19 protein-coding genes are annotated in these 20,698 nt (G+C 44.6%); 6 read left to right on the top strand and 13 right to left on the bottom strand.

All coding sequences use genetic code 11. The annotated features are described in order from the left end of the window. Positions 1-100 precede the first annotated feature (100 nt). The 8 genes from sucD to sdhC form a co-directional block, all read right to left on the bottom strand. The gene (sucD, locus tag R7Z41_RS14910) at positions 101-973 is read right to left on the bottom strand and encodes a succinate--CoA ligase subunit alpha (RefSeq protein ID WP_005382181.1); all 873 of its coding nucleotides are present in this window, start codon (positions 971-973) and stop codon (positions 101-103) included. Then, entirely contained in the window at positions 973-2,139 is a 1,167-nt protein-coding gene (sucC, locus tag R7Z41_RS14905) for an ADP-forming succinate--CoA ligase subunit beta (protein WP_005382179.1), read from the bottom strand. The genes sucD and sucC overlap by 1 nt, the downstream gene beginning before the upstream one ends. Positions 2,140-2,352: 213 nt before the next feature. Further along, complete coding sequence (gene odhB / locus R7Z41_RS14900) at positions 2,353-3,561, bottom strand: 2-oxoglutarate dehydrogenase complex dihydrolipoyllysine-residue succinyltransferase (protein ID WP_005382177.1); 1,209 nt, start codon at positions 3,559-3,561, stop codon at positions 2,353-2,355. A gap of 28 nt (positions 3,562-3,589) precedes the next feature. Further along, positions 3,590-6,415 (bottom strand): 2-oxoglutarate dehydrogenase E1 component, encoded by a 2,826-nt coding sequence (gene sucA, locus R7Z41_RS14895; RefSeq protein ID WP_017634810.1) that lies wholly within the window; start codon positions 6,413-6,415, stop codon positions 3,590-3,592. 171 nt (positions 6,416-6,586) lie between these two features. After that, entirely contained in the window at positions 6,587-7,297 is a 711-nt protein-coding gene (locus tag R7Z41_RS14890; protein ID WP_005382174.1) for a succinate dehydrogenase iron-sulfur subunit, read from the bottom strand. Positions 7,298-7,312: 15 nt separating this feature from the next. Beyond that, entirely contained in the window at positions 7,313-9,079 is a 1,767-nt protein-coding gene (gene sdhA, locus R7Z41_RS14885; protein WP_005382172.1) for a succinate dehydrogenase flavoprotein subunit, read from the bottom strand. Further along, complete coding sequence (gene sdhD / locus R7Z41_RS14880) at positions 9,080-9,424, bottom strand: succinate dehydrogenase, hydrophobic membrane anchor protein (protein WP_005382169.1); 345 nt, start codon at positions 9,422-9,424, stop codon at positions 9,080-9,082. It lies immediately after the preceding gene. Further along, positions 9,418-9,810, bottom strand: coding sequence for a succinate dehydrogenase cytochrome b556 subunit (sdhC, locus tag R7Z41_RS14875; protein ID WP_017634811.1), 393 nt, complete (start codon positions 9,808-9,810; stop codon positions 9,418-9,420). Before sdhC ends, sdhD begins: the two co-directional genes overlap by 7 nt. A 396-nt stretch (positions 9,811-10,206) precedes the next feature. Here sdhC and R7Z41_RS14870 point away from each other — a divergent pair, with 396 nt between their 5' ends. Next, entirely contained in the window at positions 10,207-11,496 is a 1,290-nt protein-coding gene (locus R7Z41_RS14870; RefSeq protein WP_017819951.1) for a citrate synthase, read from the top strand. A gap of 92 nt (positions 11,497-11,588) precedes the next feature. Here the strand turns inward: R7Z41_RS14870 and R7Z41_RS14865 are convergent, their stop codons facing one another. Further along, entirely contained in the window at positions 11,589-12,347 is a 759-nt protein-coding gene (locus R7Z41_RS14865) for a Nif3-like dinuclear metal center hexameric protein (protein ID WP_005382162.1), read from the bottom strand. Between the two features lie 231 nt (positions 12,348-12,578). On the opposite strand from R7Z41_RS14865, the gene R7Z41_RS14860 reads away from it, so the two are divergent. Beyond that, on the top strand, positions 12,579-13,352 hold the full coding sequence (locus R7Z41_RS14860) for a DUF1853 family protein (protein ID WP_213973131.1): 774 nt from the start codon (positions 12,579-12,581) through the stop codon (positions 13,350-13,352). Positions 13,353-13,413: 61 nt separating this feature from the next. Here the strand turns inward: R7Z41_RS14860 and pgm are convergent, their stop codons facing one another. Both pgm and seqA read right to left on the bottom strand, forming a co-directional pair. After that, the gene (pgm, locus tag R7Z41_RS14855; protein ID WP_005382154.1) at positions 13,414-15,060 is read right to left on the bottom strand and encodes a phosphoglucomutase (alpha-D-glucose-1,6-bisphosphate-dependent); all 1,647 of its coding nucleotides are present in this window, start codon (positions 15,058-15,060) and stop codon (positions 13,414-13,416) included. Between the two features lie 92 nt (positions 15,061-15,152). Further along, positions 15,153-15,695 (bottom strand): replication initiation negative regulator SeqA, encoded by a 543-nt coding sequence (gene seqA, locus R7Z41_RS14850; protein WP_225477748.1) that lies wholly within the window; start codon positions 15,693-15,695, stop codon positions 15,153-15,155. 92 nt (positions 15,696-15,787) lie between these two features. On the opposite strand from seqA, the gene R7Z41_RS14845 reads away from it, so the two are divergent. From R7Z41_RS14845 to fldA, 3 genes are all read left to right on the top strand, one after another. Continuing rightward, complete coding sequence (locus R7Z41_RS14845; protein ID WP_017819953.1) at positions 15,788-16,555, top strand: alpha/beta fold hydrolase; 768 nt, start codon at positions 15,788-15,790, stop codon at positions 16,553-16,555. A 112-nt stretch (positions 16,556-16,667) separates the two neighbouring features. Then, entirely contained in the window at positions 16,668-16,889 is a 222-nt protein-coding gene (locus tag R7Z41_RS14840; RefSeq protein WP_005393038.1) for a DUF2788 domain-containing protein, read from the top strand. Between the two features lie 48 nt (positions 16,890-16,937). Then, complete coding sequence (gene fldA / locus R7Z41_RS14835; RefSeq protein WP_005382146.1) at positions 16,938-17,471, top strand: flavodoxin FldA; 534 nt, start codon at positions 16,938-16,940, stop codon at positions 17,469-17,471. 52 nt (positions 17,472-17,523) lie between these two features. Here fldA and R7Z41_RS14830 read toward each other — a convergent pair whose 3' ends face one another. Continuing rightward, on the bottom strand, positions 17,524-18,027 hold the full coding sequence (locus tag R7Z41_RS14830) for a DUF4442 domain-containing protein (protein ID WP_005382144.1): 504 nt from the start codon (positions 18,025-18,027) through the stop codon (positions 17,524-17,526). 200 nt (positions 18,028-18,227) lie between these two features. On the opposite strand from R7Z41_RS14830, the gene fcrX reads away from it, so the two are divergent. Beyond that, the gene (gene fcrX, locus R7Z41_RS14825; RefSeq protein ID WP_005382141.1) at positions 18,228-18,677 is read left to right on the top strand and encodes a ferric iron uptake transcriptional regulator FcrX; all 450 of its coding nucleotides are present in this window, start codon (positions 18,228-18,230) and stop codon (positions 18,675-18,677) included. Between the two features lie 222 nt (positions 18,678-18,899). Here the strand turns inward: fcrX and glnS are convergent, their stop codons facing one another. After that, on the bottom strand, positions 18,900-20,570 hold the full coding sequence (gene glnS / locus R7Z41_RS14820; protein ID WP_005382124.1) for a glutamine--tRNA ligase: 1,671 nt from the start codon (positions 20,568-20,570) through the stop codon (positions 18,900-18,902). Positions 20,571-20,698 lie beyond the last annotated feature (128 nt).

Raw genomic sequence — 20,698 nt, 5'->3', positions numbered from 1 at the left:
CGAAAGACCTTGCTAACAACAAACATAAATCCACGGAAACGGAAAAAGAAAAGCCTGCGAAATCGCAGGCTTTTTAATACTTATTAAGTAGTGTGGTCGATTACCAACCCGTCACTTCACGTAGACCTTGGCCAATCTCTGCTAGAGATTTCACAGTTTTAACGCCAGCCGCTTCTAGTGCAGCAAATTTGTCTTCAGCAGTACCTTTACCACCAGAGATAATCGCACCAGCATGGCCCATACGCTTACCAGGAGGCGCAGTTACACCAGCAATGTAAGAAACCACTGGCTTCGTTACATTTTCTTTAATGTATGCTGCTGCTTCTTCTTCTGCAGTACCACCGATCTCACCGATCATAACGATCGCTTCTGTCTCAGGGTCTTCTTGGAACAGTTTTAGGATATCAATGAAGTTTGAACCCGGGATTGGGTCACCACCGATACCAACACAAGTAGACTGGCCGAAACCTTCGTCAGTGGTTTGTTTAACTGCTTCGTAAGTTAGAGTACCGCTACGAGATACAATACCTACTTTGCCTTTCTTGTGGATGTGACCAGGCATGATACCGATCTTACACTCATCAGGAGTGATAACGCCCGGACAGTTAGGACCAATCATGCGAACGCCAGTTTCTTCTAGCTTCACTTTCACGTCGATCATATCTGTAGTAGGGATACCTTCAGTAATCGTTACGATTAGCTCGATACCCGCGTCAATCGCTTCTAGGATTGCATCTTTACAGAAAGGAGCTGGTACGTAGATGACTGTCGCTGTTGCACCAGTCGCTTCTACTGCTTCACGAACTGTGTTGAATACAGGAAGACCTAGGTGAGTTTGGCCACCTTTACCTGGAGACACACCGCCAACCATTTGCGTACCGTATGCGATAGCTTGCTCTGAGTGGAAAGTACCTTGACCACCAGTGAACCCCTGACAGATTACTTTAGTGTCTTTGTTAATTAATACAGACATTATTTAGCCTCCGCAGCAGCAACAACTTTCTGAGCAGCATCAGTTAGCGACTCAGCAGCAATGATATCAACATCAGAATTAGCAAGAACTTCGCGACCTAGGTCAGCGTTAGTACCTTCAAGACGAACAACAACAGGTACGCTTACGCCTACCTCTTTAACCGCACCGATAATACCTTCTGCGATCATGTCACAACGTACAATACCACCGAAGATGTTAACAAGTACCGCTTTCACATTGTCATCAGATAGGATGATCTTGAATGCTTCAGCAACACGCTCTTTCGTCGCGCCGCCACCTACATCTAAGAAGTTAGCTGGTTTGCCGCCGTGTAGGTTTACGATATCCATCGTACCCATTGCTAGGCCTGCACCGTTAACCATACAGCCAACGTTACCGTCTAGTGCTACGTAGTTCAGCTCCCACTGAGCTGCGTGTGCTTCACGCTCATCTTCTTGTGAAGGATCGTGCATTTCACGAAGCTTAGGCTGACGGTACAGTGCGTTTGAGTCGATGTTGATCTTACCGTCAAGACATAGCAAGTTGCCTTCACCAGTAATCACAAGTGGGTTGATCTCTAGCAGAGCAAGATCGTACTGAGAAAACATAGTGCCAAGACCCATAAAGATCTTAACGAATTGTTTGATTTGGTCGCCTTCAAGACCAAGTTTGAACGCTAGCTCACGACCTTGGTAAGCTTGTGGACCTACTAGTGGGTCAATTGCTGCTTTGTGGATGAGTTCCGGCGTTTCTTCCGCAACTTTTTCAATTTCCACACCACCTTCGGTAGAAGCCATGAAAACGATCTTACGGCTAGCACGGTCAACTACCGCACCTAGGTATAGTTCGTTCGCAATATTTGAAGCTTCTTCAACAAGGATTTTTGTTACTGGCTGACCATTTGCGTCTGTTTGGTAAGTTACTAGGTTTTTACCTAACCACTTCTGTGCAAACTCTTTAACGCCTTCTTTTGTATCGTGTAGCTCTACGCCACCCGCTTTACCACGGCCACCAGCGTGAACCTGACATTTAACTACTTTCTTGGCTGTACTAATACGGCCTGCGGCTTCAAAAGCTTCTTGTGGTGTATCACACGCGTAGCCTTCTGGCACAGGCAAACCGAATTCTGCAAACAGCTGTTTGGCTTGGTATTCATGCAAATTCATTTCGATATTCCGTTTGTTTTTCCCTTAAGGGATTTATTATTTCCATAACGCTGCAGTCTTGGCTGCTTGTACGTCTGTAGGGTCTTCTCAAATCAATCCTTTATCATGAGTTCTCATACTGAAGGATTCAAATGAAGGCCAAACGTTGAGCTAGTCTAGCCATTGAAATTTTTAACGTCTAGCTACCTACGATAACTAGACGTTTTAGCGATATTAAACGTCTAATAGGAGACGTGCTGGGTCCTCTAGTAACTCTTTAATCGTTACTAGGAAACCAACTGATTCACGACCGTCAATTAGGCGGTGATCGTAAGATAACGCTAGGTACATCATCGGCAAGATTTCAACTTTGCCATCCACTGCCATCGGACGCTCTTGGATCTTATGCATACCAAGAATCGCTGATTGAGGTGGGTTGATGATTGGTGTAGACATTAGTGAACCGAACACACCACCGTTTGTGATAGTGAAGTTACCGCCCATTAGCTCGTCTACCGTTAGCTTGCCATCACGACCTTTGATAGCCAGTTCTTTGATGCCTTTTTCAACATCAGCGAAACCAAGCTTGTCACAGTCTTTTAGGACAGGTGTAACTAGACCACGTGGCGTTGATACCGCCATGCTAATGTCGAAGTAGTTGTGGTAAACAATGTCATCGCCATCAATCGAAGCATTTACTTCTGGGTAACGCTTAAGCGCTTCTGTCACTGCTTTCACGTAGAAAGACATGAAGCCCAAACGAATACCGTGACGCTCTTCGAACTGATCTTTGTACTGCTTACGAAGGTCCATGATTGGTTTCATGTTCACTTCGTTAAACGTCGTTAGCATTGCCGTGTTGTTCTTCGCTTCTAGCAAACGGTTAGCAACTGTCTTACGAAGGCGAGTCATTGGAACACGTTTCTGACTGCGAGCCGCTGCCGGCACGTCAACCACTGCTGGCGAGTCTTCTTTTGACGCAGATTTAGCGTTCGCAAGATGCGCTTCAATATCTTCGCGCGTAATACGACCACCAACACCAGTGCCTTTCACTTGGCTTGCTTCTAAGCCATGTTCAGCCAATAAACGGCGCACTGCTGGGCTTAGTGCGTCATTACTTTCTTCGCTAAGCGCAGCTTTGTGACGCTTATCAGGAGATGCTTCAGTACCTTCTGTTTTGTCTGCAGTTGGTTCACCTGCAACTGCGCCTGGCTTCAATTTAGCAATGATTTGTTTAGAAAGTACTGTCGCACCTTCTGCTTCAACAATAGCTTCTAAAACGCCAGCTTCCGGAGCTGGAACTTCTAGCACAACTTTGTCTGTTTCGATGTCAACCAAAACCTCGTCACGCTCTACTGCGTCGCCCGGTTGTTTGTGCCATGTCGCTACGGTTGCATCAGCAACTGATTCAGGTAAATCTGGAACCAGAATTTCAATTGTCATATCTGTTTCTTCCTTTAACTTCTAGTTCTTAATTCGAAGTTTTTGAGTTCACGTTCAGAGCGTCTTCAACCAACGCTTTTTGTTGTTTCAAGTGCACCGACATGTAGCCAACTGCTGGCGAAGCAGAAGCTGGGCGACCTGCGTATTTAAGATTTGCACCTGCAGGAATAGCGGCACGGAAGTTATGTTGGCTACAGTACCAAGCACCTTGGTTCTGAGGTTCTTCCTGACACCACACGAAGTCTTCAACGTTAGTGTATTGAGCGATTGCTGTTTGTACTTCTTCCATTGGGAATGGGTAAAGCTGTTCAATACGCACGATAGCAACATCGTCTTGCTCGTTGTTACGGCGCTGCTCTAGTAGGTCAAAGTAAACCTTACCAGCACAGAACACGACACGTTTCACTTTGCTTGGTTCTAAATCATCTACTTCTGGAATTGCAGATTGGAATGTACCATCCGCCAAGTCTTCAATCGTTGAAGTACATAGAGGGTGGCGCAGCAAAGATTTCGGTGACATAACAATGAGAGGTCGACGCATTGGGCGTACAACCTGACGACGAATCATGTGGTACACCTGAGCCGGTGTTGAAGGAACCACAACCTGCATATTTTGCTCAGCACAAAGCTGAAGGTAACGCTCTAAACGTGCAGATGAGTGCTCAGGACCTTGACCTTCATAACCATGAGGTAGAAGCATAGTAAGACCGCACAAACGCGCCCACTTTTGCTCGCCTGACGAGATAAACTGGTCGATAACAACTTGTGCACCGTTGGCAAAATCACCAAACTGTGCTTCCCAGATAGTTAAACCACCTGGTTCGGCTGTTGCGTAACCGTATTCAAACGCCAACACAGCTTCTTCTGACAATACTGAGTCAAAGACTTGGAATGGCCCTTGGTTGTCATGAATATTCGCTAATGGAATGTAAGTGCTTGCATCGGTTTGGTTATGAAGAACCGAGTGACGGTGGAAGAAAGTACCACGACCCGAGTCCTGACCAGAAAGACGAATACGCTTGCCATCGTCAACCAATGTAGCATATGCCAATGTTTCAGCCATACCCCAGTCAATAGCTTTTTCACCGGTCATCATTGCTAGACGATCGTTGTATAGCTTATTAACACGGCTTTGCAGTTTATGGCTTTCTGGGTACTGACACAGACGATTGCCTAGCTCAATAAGGCGTGTCTTGTCGTATTTTGAATCCCACTCCATATCCCATTCGTGCCCTAAGTAAGGGGACCAGTCTACAGAGTGCAACGCCATTGGACGCCATTCTTTAACAACCACTTCACCGCGATCTAATGCATCGCGATACTCATTGACTAACTGAGTCGCTGTCTCGATATCTGATTCATTTTTATCGATCAGAACATCTGCATACAATTTGCGTGGTGTAGGATGCTTTTTGATTTTCTGGTACATCAAAGGCTGAGTCGCATTTGGCTCATCCGCCTCATTGTGACCGTGGCGACGGTAACATACAAGATCGATCACGACATCACGCTTGAACTCGTTACGGTAATCCAATGCAATGCGAGTAACAAAAGCAACTGCTTCTGGGTCATCTGCATTTACATGGAAAATTGGCGCCTGCACCATCTTCGCGATATCGGTACAGTACATCGTAGAACGCGTGTCACGAGGATTAGACGTCGTAAAGCCTACTTGGTTGTTGATGACGATACGTACCGTACCACCAACTTGGAACCCACGAGCAAGAGACATGTTGAACGTTTCGGCAACCACACCCTGACCAGCGATTGCAGAATCACCGTGGATGGTGATAGGAAGTACTTTGCTACCTTGATTATCACCCAAGCGGTCTTGACGTGCTCGAACTGAGCCCATGACTACCGGGTTTACGATTTCTAGGTGCGATGGGTTAAATGCAAGTGCTAAGTGAACATCACCGCCTGGAGTCGCAAAATCAGCAGAGAAACCTTGGTGATACTTCACATCACCCGTCCCCCAAGTTTCGTCGTGTTTACCGGCGAACTCATCAAACAGGTCTTGAGGTTTCTTACCAAGGACGTTCACCAGCATGTTCAAACGACCGCGGTGAGCCATACCGATAACCACTTCACGCATTCCACTTGTACCCGCATGACGGATCAACTCTTTCGTCATCGGAATCAGCGCATCACCACCTTCTAAAGAGAAACGTTTTGCACCTGGGAATTTCGCCCCGAGGTAACGCTCCAAACCTTCAGCGGCTGTTAGCTCTTCTAGGAATGTGCGCTTCTCATCTTTGTTGAATGATGGCTGGCCTACGACAGACTCAAGGCGTTGCTGAATCCAACGCTTTTGCTCTGTGTCAGTCATGTGCATGTATTCAGCACCGATGGAACCGCAATAAGTTTTGTTGAGGGCTTCATAGATATCTTTCAACTTCATGGTTTCTTGCCCAACAGCAAAAGAACCTACGTTGAAAGTTTCTTCGAAGTCATCTTCGGTAAGATTATGAAAAGCAGGGTCTAACTCCGCCACGGTTGGGCGTTGCCATAGACCTAGTGGGTCTAATTCTGCAGCTTCATGTCCGCGGAAACGGTATGCGTTGATTAGCTGTAGAACTTTTACTTGTTTTGCATCGACATCTGGGTCACTAACTTGGACATTGTAATGCTTTGTTTCTCTAGCGAGTCGTCGGAAGTAGTCACGGACACGTGAATGTGGTTGTTCTGCCACTTCTTCTGATGGCTTAGGCAAGCCTTCAAAAACACGTTTCCACTCCTCACTTACCAGATCGGGATCACTTAGATACAGTTCGTAGAGGTCCTCTACATACGTTGCATTGGCGCCAGCCAAGTGTGAAGACTCGAGCCATGCCTTCATCACGCCGTTGTGCATATTTTCCCTTAACCAGTAGTTTTCACGTTTGCTTCGGTCTTTGCCGAGCTATAAGAGCCGACTAAAAATACGGTCGGCAATTTTTGTATTCTTTACTCGAATATTACTGAAGCAGTGAAGCGGTCATATCGGGTGATCCGCAACACTGCGACATTCCTAAGAGCGAGCAAATTAAACCGAACGATTAACCAACATCGACTTAATGTGACCGATGGCTTTCGTCGGATTTAATCCCTTAGGACAAACACTTACACAATTCATGATGCCATGGCAACGAAAAACGCTAAATGCATCATCAAGATCAGACAAACGTTCATCTGTTGCCGTATCGCGGCTATCAATTAGCCAACGGTACGCTGCAAGAAGACCAGCTGGGCCGATGAATTTATCAGGGTTCCACCAGAATGATGGGCAAGACGTTGTACAACATGCACACATGATACATTCGTACAATCCATCTAAATGCGCACGATCATCAGGCGATTGTAGGTTCTCACGTGATGGTGGTAATGCACCATCATCAATCAAGAATGGTTTAACTTTCGCATAGTTATCATAGAACTGCGTCATGTCAACGATAAGATCGCGCACGACAGGTAACCCTGGTAGTGGACGAATAACTATCTTATCGCCTTGTAGAGCAGATAACGGTGTGATACACGCTAGGCCGTTTTTACCATTCATATTCAAACCGTCAGAACCACATACCCCTTCACGGCATGAGCGACGGAACGCGATGCTTGGATCTTGCTCTTTTAGCAGAATCAATGCATCAAGAACCATCATGTCTGAGCCTTCGTCTACCTCAAGGGTATACTCCTTCATGTAAGGCTTGGTATCCACATCCGGATTGTAACGGTATAAAGAGAAGTTTAATTTCATAGTCGTATCCTCCCTTTAGTATGTACGTACTTTCGGCGGGAAAGCTTCACGATGCGTTGGCGTCATGTTCACATCACGCTTAGTCATCGCTTCTGTTTCCGGATTGTAGATAGAGTGGCATAGCCAGTTCTCATCATCACGCTCAGGGAAATCGAAACGAGCATGTGCGCCACGACTCTCTGTACGGTAGTTCGCTGCAACGGCAGTTGAAAACGCGGTTTCCATCAGGTTATCAAGTTCTAGACACTCGATACGCTGCGTGTTGAACTCTGAAGACTTGTCCGCTAGATGCGCATCTTTCAAACGTTCGCGAATCACTTTCAACTCTTCTAGACCGGTTGCCATCGCATCGCCTTCACGGAATACCGAGAAGCTGTTTTGCATGCATGCTTGTAGGTCTTTACGAATCTGAACTGGATCTTCACCACCAGTGCTGTTTTCCCAACGCATAGTACGCGCTAGAGACGCTTCAATATCAGATTCTGTTGCAGGACGAGCTTCTGCTTGCGCTGCTAGCGTTTCGCCAAGGTGCAAGCCAGTAGCACGACCAAATACGACCAAGTCTAGTAATGAGTTGCCGCCCAGACGGTTAGCACCGTGTACCGATACAGAAGCAATCTCACCACATGCGTAAAGGCCTTGTACTTCCATCTCGCTACCGTCGGCCTTCTGCTTAATTGCTTGGCCAGAGACTTGAGTAGGTACACCACCCATCATGTAGTGACAAGTTGGAATTACTGGAATTGGCTCTTTCACAGGGTCAACGTGTGCAAATGTACGAGACAGTTCACAGATACCTGGTAGACGTGATTCAAGTACTTCTTTACCAAGGTGATCAAGTTTCAACTTGATATGTGGACCCCAAGGACCATCACAGCCGCGGCCTTCACGGATTTCAATCATCATTGAACGAGCAACCACGTCACGACCAGCAAGGTCTTTCGCGTTTGGTGCGTAGCGCTCCATGAAGCGTTCACCATCTTTATTTAGAAGGTAACCACCTTCACCACGACAACCTTCCGTCACTAGAACACCCGCACCAGCAATACCTGTTGGGTGGAACTGCCACATTTCCATGTCTTGCATTGGAACGCCTGCGCGAAGTGCCATACCAACGCCATCACCCGTGTTGATGTGCGCGTTAGTGGTCGATGCGTAAATACGACCTGCACCACCTGTAGCTAGAATGGTTGCTTTCGATTTGAAGTAACAGATTTCACCCGTTTCCATACAAATCGCAGTACAACCCATGATTGCGCCGTCTTGGTTTTTCACAAGATCCAAAGCGTACCACTCCGAGAAAATGGTTGTTTTGTGTTTTACGTTTTGCTGGTAAAGCGTGTGAAGAAGTGCGTGGCCAGTACGGTCTGCAGCTGCGGCTGTACGAGCAGCTTGCTCACCACCAAACTCTTTAGATTGACCACCGAATGGACGTTGGTAGATGGTACCGTTATCAAAACGAGAGAATGGAAGACCCATTTTTTCAAGCTCGATAACTGACTCAGGACCATTTTTACACATGTATTCAATCGCGTTCTGGTCACCGATGTAGTCGGAACCTTTAACGGTATCGTACATGTGCCATTGCCAATCGTCTTTGTGCGAGTTACCCAGAGCAACAGTAATGCCACCCTGTGCAGACACAGTATGAGAACGTGTTGGAAATACTTTTGACAACAAAGCACATGATAGGCCTTGTTCTGAAATTTGTAGTGCAGCGCGCATACCTGCACCACCAGCGCCGATTACTACGGCATCAAACTCACGAACTGGAATAGACACTTACGCACCCCACAGAATAAATAGACCAGAGAAGACATAGCCGAATAGCACGGCAATAACACCAAGTTGTAGTGCGCCACGTAGTTTCGCGCACTTAATGTAATCAGTTAATACCTGCCACAAACCAACCCATGCGTGAATCAGGATCGAGACAAGTGCCAACATGGTGAATACTTTAGTGAAGGTACCACCAAAGAATTGGGTCCAAGATGCGTAAGAGATATCTGAAAATGCACAGAAGCTAATCAGATAAATCGTGTATAGCGTCATAATGATTGCAGTTGCACGAATTAGTAGGAAATCGTGTACACCATTACGACCAAATGAAGATACGTGTTTTACCATACCAAGATCCCCGCCAATAATGATAATACTGCTGTTGCACCAAACGCGACTTTAGCGCTCATCGTGCCTGAATCTAGTTCTTCAAAGTGACCTAGATCCATCAATAAGTGACGGATACCACCTGCGATGTGGTAGGCAAGTGCAGTAAGAATTCCCCACAGGATGAATTTTACGAAGAAGCTATCGACGATGTCAGCGGCTTCCATAAAACCCATTGGGGATGACAGAGAAATGGATAGTAACCACAGTAATATACCCACCGCAACAAACGTAATTACCCCAGACACACGGTGTAGGATGGATGCGATTGCTGTGATAGGAAAGTGGATGGTCTGTAAATCTAAATTAACAGGTCTTGACTTTCTTTCTTTCACGGGCTTGCTCACTCAGCTCCATTGAGCATTTATTGTTATAACCAATTTCAGCTTCCAAACGTACAAAAGTTAACATCTACTTAACAAATATCGCGAGTAACCACCCAGATAATTGTAAACGATTTGTTAACAAACGGAATCCAGCAACAAACCTCACTCTTTGTTTCTAGCCCCGAATTTATAAGGATTTAACTAAAATTTTCTTTGCCAATATACGGCGAGCAACATTCTAATACAATTGGTGTAACAAATTATGCTACATAGAACAGATTTTTAACGATTTTCATGAGAAAAATCATAACAAGTGCACACAAAGATGGAGAAAAATTGACTTTAAGCTTTAACAACAGTACAAAAATGGCACATAAACATCCTGGACGGATTAAATAATAAACAAAGGAGATTGTTATGGCGGATAAGAAAGCGACCCTTCATGTTGAAGGTCAAGCGCCAATCGAACTGCCAATTATGGACGGTACGCTAGGTACACCTGTAATTGACGTTCGTAAGCTGGGAGCCAATGGTTACTTTACTTTTGACCCAGGTTTTCTTGCCACTGCATCTTGTGAATCATCAATCACGTACATCGATGGCGGCAAAGGTATTCTTTTGCACCGCGGTTTCCCGATTGATCAATTAGCCAATAACGCAGATTACTTAGAAGTATGTTACATCCTTCTTTATGGTGAAGCCCCTACCCGAGAACAATACGAGCAATTCAAAACGACCGTTACTCGTCACACAATGGTACACGAGCAAATCGCAAGCTTTTTCCATGGCTTCCGACGCGATGCTCACCCAATGGCGGTAATGTGTGGTGTAGTTGGAGCACTTGCAGCCTTCTATCACGACTCTCTTGACATTAACAACGACGAACACCGCGAAATTGCAGCGTACCGCCTGCTGTCAAAAATGCCAACACTGGCGGCGATGTGTTACAAATATTCTATCGGTCAGCCATTTATTTACCCTCGTAACGACCTTAGCTACGCAGAGAACTTCTTGCATATGATGTTCGCAAACCCTTGCGAAGAGTATGAAGTAAATCCTGTGGTTGCCCGTGCGATGGATAAGATTTTCACTCTACACGCGGATCACGAACAGAATGCGTCGACATCAACTGTACGTCTAGCTGGCTCTTCTGGTGCGAACCCATTTGCATGTATTGCCGCTGGTATTGCATCCCTTTGGGGACCTGCTCACGGTGGTGCGAACGAAGCCTGCTTGAGAATGCTAGAAGAGATTGGCAGCGTCGATAAGATCCCTGAATATGTAGACCGCGCGAAAGACAAAGATGACCCATTCCGCTTAATGGGCTTTGGTCACCGCGTTTACAAGAACTACGACCCACGTGCGACAGTAATGCGCGAAACGTGTCATGAAGTTCTCAAAGAGCTAAACATTCAAGACCCTCTGCTAGACGTTGCAATGGAACTTGAGCGCATTGCACTTTCTGATGAGTACTTCGTGTCTAAGAAGCTGTACCCGAACGTAGACTTCTACTCAGGTATCATTCTTAAAGCGATTGGTATTCCAGTTTCTATGTTTACGGTTATCTTCGCGATTTCTCGTACCATCGGCTGGATTGCTCACTGGAACGAAATGCACAGCGATCCACTGAACCGCATCGGTCGTCCTCGTCAGCTATACACTGGCGAAACACAACGTGAGTTTTCTCCACTTCACGAACGTGAATGATCTTTTAGTACGAAGATAGACAAACAAAAGGGTTGAGATTTTCGTCTCAACCCTTTTTTCTTTTTTGCGTTTAACGTTATTAATGGAGAACGCTAAACCGGATTATCAATATCGATAAACTCCACATGTAGGCCATATTCATCCGCTAGCCATTTGCCTAAGGCCTGAACACCATAACGCTCAGTAGCATGATGACCTGCAGCAAAGTAATGAATGTCCATTTCACGAGCAGTATAAGTGGTGCGCTCTGAAATTTCTCCAGAGATAAATGCATCCAGCCCGTGCTGTACAGCAAGTTCAATGAAATCCTGCCCTCCACCAGTACACCAGCCGACTGTCTCAATCATCTTATCAGTATTCTCTGGAGCGATATGCAGAGGCTCTCTTTCAAGAACTTGATTGATCTTACTCGCAAATTCAACACCAGACATCGGCTTTTTCAAGCGCCCAAACATAGCAACTGACTGAGGGTGCCCTTCAAGCCCACCTTCTACTTCGATTTCAAGTAAGCGAGCTAATTCAGCGTTGTTGCCTAGCTCTGGATGAATATCTAGAGGAAGGTGATAACCATATAAGTTGATATCATTTTTGATCAGGCTACGAATTCGTTTACCTTTCATGCCACGAATTGGCTCAGGCTCACCTTTCCAAAAATAGCCATGATGAACAAGCAATGCGTCTGCATTAAGCTCAATCGCTTTATCGATTAAGGCTTGAGAGGCGGTTACGCCAGTGATAACACGCTTTACCGCTGATTTCCCTTCTACCTGTAACCCATTTGGTGCGTAATCTTTAATTAACTGCGGTGACAGTTTGTCATTAAGAATCTGTTCTAACTTTAAGTTATTCATTATTACTTCCAATTTCTAGCGCATGTAAACCTAAATAACCTCTCGATGGAATCAGACGAAAGAGTGCAACCTAGTTGATACAACAACGTTTTGACATCTGGCACCTTGATATCATTTAGGTCTTTAAAGTGTATCTCGAACCCTAATATCGATGCTAGCCACCCTACCCTCAAAAGCAAATTTAGTTACAATAACAAAGCTTGTCGCCTCACCATAAATTTAGGGATACGGATGAACCAACTGCAACGCTTTTACCAATGGATCGCCACTTCACCTCCGCTTTTCAAGTTACGCCCTCCGTTTGCAACCTTAGAAGATGTCTCGGTCAAACCTTTGAATAGCTCAGAACAATACAATGGTAATCCGAGACTGGGTTTTTTATATCAGCACCTATGCACTGCGGCTCTTTCTAATTCAGAACGATATCAGATTATTGCCGAAGAAATTCAGTTAAACGACGCTGAAGGTAAGACCATTGGTGCTGTCGATTTGGTGTTGAGGAATACAGAATCAAATCAGATAGAACATTGGGAAGTGGCGATTAAGTTTTATCTTCTTTACAACGGCATTTGGTATGGCCCGAATGCTCACGACCAGTTACATGCGAAATTGGATAGAATGCTCACGCATCAACTGAAAATGAGCGATCGCCCGGAATTTCAAAAAATAATTCCTTTAAACGACTCTCCAGAAGAGCGCCTAATGATGCAAGGACGACTCTATATTAATCCGTTTACTCCAGAGCCAACTCCTAAGGAGTGCTTGGGTTATGAATTAAATCCAAGTCAGATTAGTGGTTACTGGTGCTATCAAAGTCAATGGGATTTAATTGGTAAACCCCTTTATCATTTACATAAACCATGCTGGGCGATCGGTACAGACGATTTCTCTCAACCTATTGAAAAGCCTTTAGATCGATTCATACACGCACAAACGGAAGACGGTCAATTCTGGTTTGTGGTACCAGATTCATGGCCCGGAGATAAAGCGGTTCGGGGCACTTAAACATGAAAGGGTTGATGTTTTCACATCAACCCTTTGCTAGATACATTGACCATTGGATGTTTTACAAACCAGCGGCTGCAAACACTTGATTAACGATCTCTTGTGCTTCAGCTTCGATTTGTTTCAGATGTTCTTCACCTTTGAAGCTTTCACAGTAAATCTTGTAGATGTCCTCTGTGCCTGATGGACGAGCAGCGAACCAACCGTTAGCTGTCGTTACTTTAAGGCCACCAATCGCAGCACCATTGCCTGGTGCATGCGTTAGACGAGCAGTGATCTCATCACCTGCTAGAGTTTCAGCCGCAACCATTTCTGGTGACAACTTCTTCAATACGTCTTTTTGTGGGCCATTTGCTACAGCTTGAATACGGTTGTACTTCGACTCACCGTGCTTCGCCGCTAGCTCTTCATAGTAATCTTGTGGGTTCTTACCCGTTACCGCAGTGATCTCTGCTGCTAGAAGGCATAGCAAGATGCCATCTTTGTCTGTTGACCAAGGCGTGCCATCTTTACGAAGGAAAGACGCACCAGCACTTTCTTCGCCGCCGAAACCAAACTTACCAGTGTACAGACCGTCTACAAACCATTTGAAACCAACAGGCACTTCACATAGCTCACGACCTAGATCCGCAACAACACGGTCAATCAGCGCACTTGAAACTAGTGTTTTACCAACAGCGACATCTTTACCCCACTCGTCACGATGACGGTACAAGTAGTCAATACAAACGGCTAAGAAGTGGTTCGGGTTCATCAAACCTTTTGGCGTAACGATACCGTGACGGTCGTAGTCAGGATCGTTACCAAATGCTAAATCGTATTCGTCTTTCAGTGCCAATAGACCCGCCATTGCGTAAGGAGAAGAACAGTCCATACGCACAACGCCGTCTTTATCTAGCGACATGAATTGGAAAGAAGGATCGATAGATTCACTTACTAGCGTTAGGTCTAGGTTGTATGCCTGACCAATTTGACGCCAGTAATCGATACCGCTGCCACCCAATGGATCTACACCAATCTTCAGGTTCGCTTTTTGGATTGCTTCCATATCGATAACGTTCACCAGGTCATCAATGTATGGCTTCACCAAGTCCATCTCTACAAACAGATCCGATGCTTTTGCTTCTGCTAGTGGTAGGCGTTTAACACCTTGTAAACCTTCAGCAATCAATTCGTTCGCACGATCTTCGATAGCTTGAGTCAACTCAGCTTCTGCAGGACCACCATGTGTCGGATTGTATTTGATACCGCCGTCTTGTGGTGGGTTATGTGATGGGGTAATAACGATACCGTCTGCTTTTTCATCGTGTTTGATGTTGTAAGTCAGAATCGCGTGTGAAATACCCGGTGTTGGCGTGTAACCGTTGTCTTGTTGGACAATCACTTTCACACCGTTTGCAATCAGTACTTCAATCACACTTGAGAAAGCAGGCTCAGATAGCGCATGCGTGTCTTTACCCACAAACAACGGGCCAATTGTGCCTTGCTCAGCACGAACTTCTGCTACCGCTTGAGCGATCGCTAAAATGTGGTTTTCGTTAAAAGTGTGCTTGTCTGCAGTACCGCGGTGGCCAGAAGTACCAAATTGAACTTTGTGTTCTGCGTTTGCCGCGTCTGGTTGAAGTAAGAAGTAGTTAGCAACGAGTGCTGGGATATTGTGAAGATCTTCCTGCTGCGCTTTTTGCCCAGCACGAGGGTGCATAGCCATGTTTGACATCCTTTCTTTCAATACAAATAAAATTAAAAAAGCCTCATAATATCCGCTCACTGCGACGCATTATGAGGCTTCTATCAGGTTTCTTAGATTGAACCTGTTACTTTTTCTATTAAGTCAGGTTGGAACCCCATGTGTGCCATCACTTGTTCAACCATCTGTCTTTTACGACTTGTATTGTTATTCGTGATAACCCAAAACGGTGTGCCAGGAATGGCTTTTGGCTTGGTCGTATTACCGTTTGCTAGCAAGGTTTCTTCATTATCTGCAAAGTACACGCGTTTGCGTCCTTTTACATTCGTAGCCTGGGCGAAACCTTCTGGATTCAATTTATGTAAGGTCGATAATACCAACATAAAGCGATCAATCGCTTTTTTTAGACCGGCAAACTCATCAGAAATAAGCAGCGAACGCATTTCTTTCACTACATCAACAGATTCCGTTTTACCCGCATCTTTACTTACTACAATCCCTTGTGGCTTCTCTACTACAGGCGCGGATTTAGCTTCCTGCAACTGACCATCAAGGTTTAAAAGGCGTCGCAAAATATCCGAGGCGCTTTCACCGATATGCTTAGTTTGACTAGCTATATAACGGTATAGATCCTCATCAACCTCAATTGTTTTCATTCGCTTTTCACATTCTCAATGTTTAAACTCTGGGGGATTATAACGAGATCCACGCGGATACTCCACGTTAAACCCATCACGAATAAGATAAAATGTCAGCATTACTCAACTATAAGCAGGAAGGCCAAGGCCAAACAGTTGTTTTGATTCACGGATTGTTTGGTAGTTTAAGTAATCTGGGTCTACTCGCCCGCGATCTTATTAAAGATCACACGGTGATCAGTATTGATCTGAGAAATCACGGCCTCTCTTTCCACTCCGAAGTCCATAACTATACCGATATGGCAAAAGATGTGGCTCAGCTCCTTCAGCACTTAAACGTTGAGCCATCTATTGTTATTGGTCACTCCATGGGCGGAAAAGTCGCGATGGCTCTTGTGGACATTGCGCCAAATGTAGTCAAGCAGTTAGTCGTTCTCGACATGGCGCCTGTAGCCTACACTACGAACCGTCACGATAATGTTTTTAACGGCTTACATGCTGTTATTAATGAAAAACCAGCAAATCGACAGCAAGCCATGGATATCCTAGCTCAACATATTGAGCTCGATGGTGTAAGACAATTTCTCTCTAAATCACTGTACAAAAATGGCGATAAGATGGATTGGCGGTTTAACGTACCGAGCCTTTTTGAGAATTATGACCAAATTATTGGCTGGCAAGAAATCACACCAACAGATATCCCAACTTTATTTATCAAAGGCGGCGACTCTGACTACTTAATGCCAGAACATCAGCCGGCAGTGAAGCGACAATTTAACCATGCTAAAGCACACATTATCGCTGGCACTGGTCACTGGTTACACGCCGAGAAACCGACAGAAGTAATGAGAGTCATTCGAAAATACATTTCGAGTTAACAAATTCGAAAAGCAACACTAGATTATTGAAATAACCCTTCTTGTAGTGCATTAACTTTACCGTTTAACAGTGGTATAGTGCGCCCAAGATTTTTCGGCATGAAGGGCTAAAATGCTTTACGACTATATGGATATGCTCGAGTCTATTGGGCTCGATCTTCTTTTTGCTGCTATCTTTTTTTTCATCGGGATGGCGATAAAAGATGTGCTAAAGCAAGGCAATGTACCTGTTTTTGGTCGTCGTATTGTGTGGTTAGTCCTTTTCCTAGGCTGTGCTGGCTTTATTGCAAAAGGTGTAATTCAGCTAACTTGGGAAGGCTCAGGGTTAGGTTAAACCCTTAGTAACATCGCCAATAACAAACAATGTAAAGGTATAGACTCTATGGCAAGTGTAGGTATCTTCTTCGGTAGCGACACAGGTAATACTGAAGCCGTTGCAAAGATGATTCAAAAGCAACTAGGTAAACATCTAGTTCACGTTCAAGACATCGCGAAAAGCAGCAAAGAAGACATTGATAACTTCGATCTTCTTCTTCTAGGTATCCCAACTTGGTACTACGGCGAAGCACAATGTGATTGGGATGACTTCTTCCCTGAGCTTGAGCAAATCGACTTCTCTACTAAGCTAGTGGCTATCTTTGGCTGTGGCGACCAAGAAGACTACGCAGAATACTTCTGTGACGCGATGGGCACAGTCCGTGATATCGTTGAATCTAAAGGCGGCACAATTCTTGGCCATACCTCGACAGAAGGCTACGAATTTGAAGCGTCTAAAGCACTTGTTGAAGGTGACGAAAGCCAATTCGTAGGTCTATGTATTGATGAAGACCGCCAACCAGAATTGACTGACGAGCGTGTTGAAAGCTGGGTTAAACAGATCTATGAAGAGATGTGTTTAGCTGAGCTAGAAGGCTAATCAAATTGAATGATGCAAAGACCTCCACTTGGAGGTCTTTTTGTATGTATTGTCACACAGCATCGGTAAGTACTTCCTCTTCGCGATACTGAGGTTTCTTTCTTACATAAAGCTTGCGTTGAACCTCTGAAACCACATTCCCCTGTTTATCTTTTACATGAGTAATAAACTCAGGAAAACACTTTTCTCCATTCCGTGTCATTTGATAAATGTTTTCCAGCATCCCTTCAGTGACCTCAAATTCTGCAAACAAATCACTTTGCCCCGGCTTAATAAAGTTAATGCTTGCCTCTTTATCCCACACATAATATTCCTCTCGTAGAATCCCCATCAGCATCAACGAGTAAATAGGATCAGTTAAAGAGAAAATACTGCCGCCATATTGGGTGCGATTGGCATTTTTATTCCACCAGCGAAGCTTTAAACGTACCTTTACAGTACGGAAGTCTTGAGAAATATGTAAGATTTTAATACCCGCCCCCCAAAAAGGAGGCCAAATATTGAGTGCGAACTTTACAATTCCTGGTTTGTATATCTTCGCTAGTCGCCTATTCATCGCTATCCCTGCCCTCTCCAAGCTTAATGTTACATAATTGTAACTGGTCAGAGCTGTAATATAATAGACCTGTTTCTAATTTACAAAAAGATTCTATTAACCCTTTGAAGTTCGTGGTTTAATGTTCCGAACGCTTATCCTATAATGGTAGGAAGATTGAATTCTGTTAAATCGCTGCAGATGATCCAACGGGAAAGTATATGTCAGATAATAATCAGGCGCTGAAGGATGCGGGTTTAAAAGTAACCCTTCCGAGGCTAAAAATTCTAGAAGTACTTCAGCAGCCAGACTGCCAGCACATCAGTGCTGAAGATTTGTACAAAAAGTTGATTGATCTAGGTGAAGAAATTGGCCTAGCAACTGTTTACCGAGTTCTAAACCAGTTCGACGATGCTGGTATTGTAACTCGTCACCACTTTGAAGGTGGAAAGTCAGTCTTCGAATTATCGACTCAACATCACCACGACCACCTAGTGTGCCTAGACTGTGGTGAGGTAATTGAATTTTCTGACGATCTTATCGAAGAACGTCAAAAAGAGATTGCAGCTAAGTACAATGTAACACTAACAAACCACAGCTTATACTTGTACGGCAAGTGTAGCGATGGTGGTTGTAAAGACAATCCAGATGCACACAAACCGAAAAAATAAGGGTTTGTTAATTTAAAAAGTAAACGTCAGCACATGCTGGCGTTTTTTGTTTCTAGAAGTAAGTACGTTAGACGTCAGTACTTTGGTTACAGAACAAAAGCTACTAAACGCCCATCTTTTTTCTCCACAGTTTTGCACATCTATATAGCACTCTGTGGGATTAGGTATAAAAAATGCCAGCGTTTGCTGGCATTTTTTCATCGTTCTCAGCATTAATTGAGATTATTGATTCTCAATTTTTGCCCAGGTATCACGTAGACCAACCGTGCGGTTGAATACTAGATTATCTGCTGAAGAGTCTTTCGAGTCTGCACAGAAGTAACCCATACGTTCAAACTGGTAACCTTTTTCTGCTTCTGCAGAAGCTAGGCTAGGCTCGACGAAGCCATTGATCACAACTAATGATTCAGGGTTGATAGTAGAAGCAAAATCTTCCGCTGCGCCTGGGTTTGGCACCGTAAATAAACGATCGTACAGACGAATTTCCGCTGGAAGAGCTTTATCAGCTGACACCCAATGAATAACGCCTTTCACTTTACGACCATCTGCTGGGTTTTTACCTAGCGTATCTGCATCGTAAGAACAGAAGATCGTTGTGATGTTGCCTTCGGCATCTTTTTCAACGCGCTCAGCTTTGATCACGTAAGCACCACGTAAACGAACTTCTTTACCTAGCACTAAACGCTTGTACTTTTTGTTCGCTTCTTCACGGAAGTCTTCACGCTCAATCCACAATTCACGCGTGAATGGCACTTCACGCACACCCATTTCAGGTTTATTTGGGTGGTTGGCAACTGTCAAGTTTTCTACTGCGCCTGCTTCAAAGTTTTCGATAACAACTTTAACAGGATCCAGTACAGCCATTGCACGCGGAGCGTTCTCGTTTAGGTCATCACGAATACAAGATTCTAATGAACTAAACTCGATCATATTTTCTTGCTTCGTTACACCAATACGCTTACAAAACTCACGAATAGATGCAGGTGTGAAGCCACGACGACGCAGACCTGAGACAGTCGGCATACGTGGATCATCCCAACCATTAACCAGTTTTTCAGTAACTAGCTGGTTAAGCTTACGCTTAGACATCACTGTATATTCAAGGTTTAAACGACTGAACTCGTATTGATGTGGACGGCTTTCGATCGTGATGTTGTCTAGAACCCAATCGTACAGACGACGGTTATCCATGAATTCAAGCGTACAAATAGAGTGCGTAATGCCTTCTAATGCATCAGAAATACAGTGCGTAAAGTCGTACATTGGGTAAATGCACCACTTATCACCAGTTTGGTGGTGCGTAGCAAAACGCACACGGTATAAAACTGGATCGCGCATGACCATGAATGAAGAACCCATGTCGATTTTAGCACGAAGACACGCTTTACCTTCTTCAAATTCACCAGCGCGCATTTTTTCAAACAACGCCAAGTTCTCTTCAACAGAACGGTCACGGTATGGACTTGGTTTACCTGGCGCCTTTAGTGTGCCGCGGTATTCACGAATTTGCTCTGGACTTAGCTCATCTACGTACGCTAAGCCTTTGTTAATCAATTCAATTGCATATTCGTAAAGCTTATCGAAGTAGTTTGATGAGTAACATACTTCACCACTCCACTCAAAGCCCAACCAGTTTACATCTTTCTTGATAGACTCAACGTATTCGATGTCTTCTTTTTCAGGGTTTGTATCGTCGAAACGCAGATTACATTGACCCTGGTAGTCCTGAGCAATACCGAAGTTCAAACAGATAGACTTAGCATGACCGATATGCAGGTAGCCATTTGGCTCCGGCGGGAATCGAGTATGCACGCTAGTGTGTTTACCATCCGCTAGATCTTTATCAATGATCTGGCGAATAAAGTTTGATGGACGAGCATCAGCTTCACTCATCTATAGCACCTCAAAAATATTAGTATTGTCAGAGAAAACGGAACCCTGTATCCAAGTATGGTTTCACAGAGTACATTGTTCCTAATGATCCACAATTCTAAGCAATTAGACAACAAGAACTCGCTCTA

This window comes from Vibrio sp. 1457 (assembly GCF_033340195.1).
Taxonomy (GTDB): domain Bacteria; phylum Pseudomonadota; class Gammaproteobacteria; order Enterobacterales; family Vibrionaceae; genus Vibrio; species Vibrio alginolyticus.
Note: the sequence above shows the minus strand (reverse complement) of the source record. Positions and strands in the feature narration are given on the sequence as shown.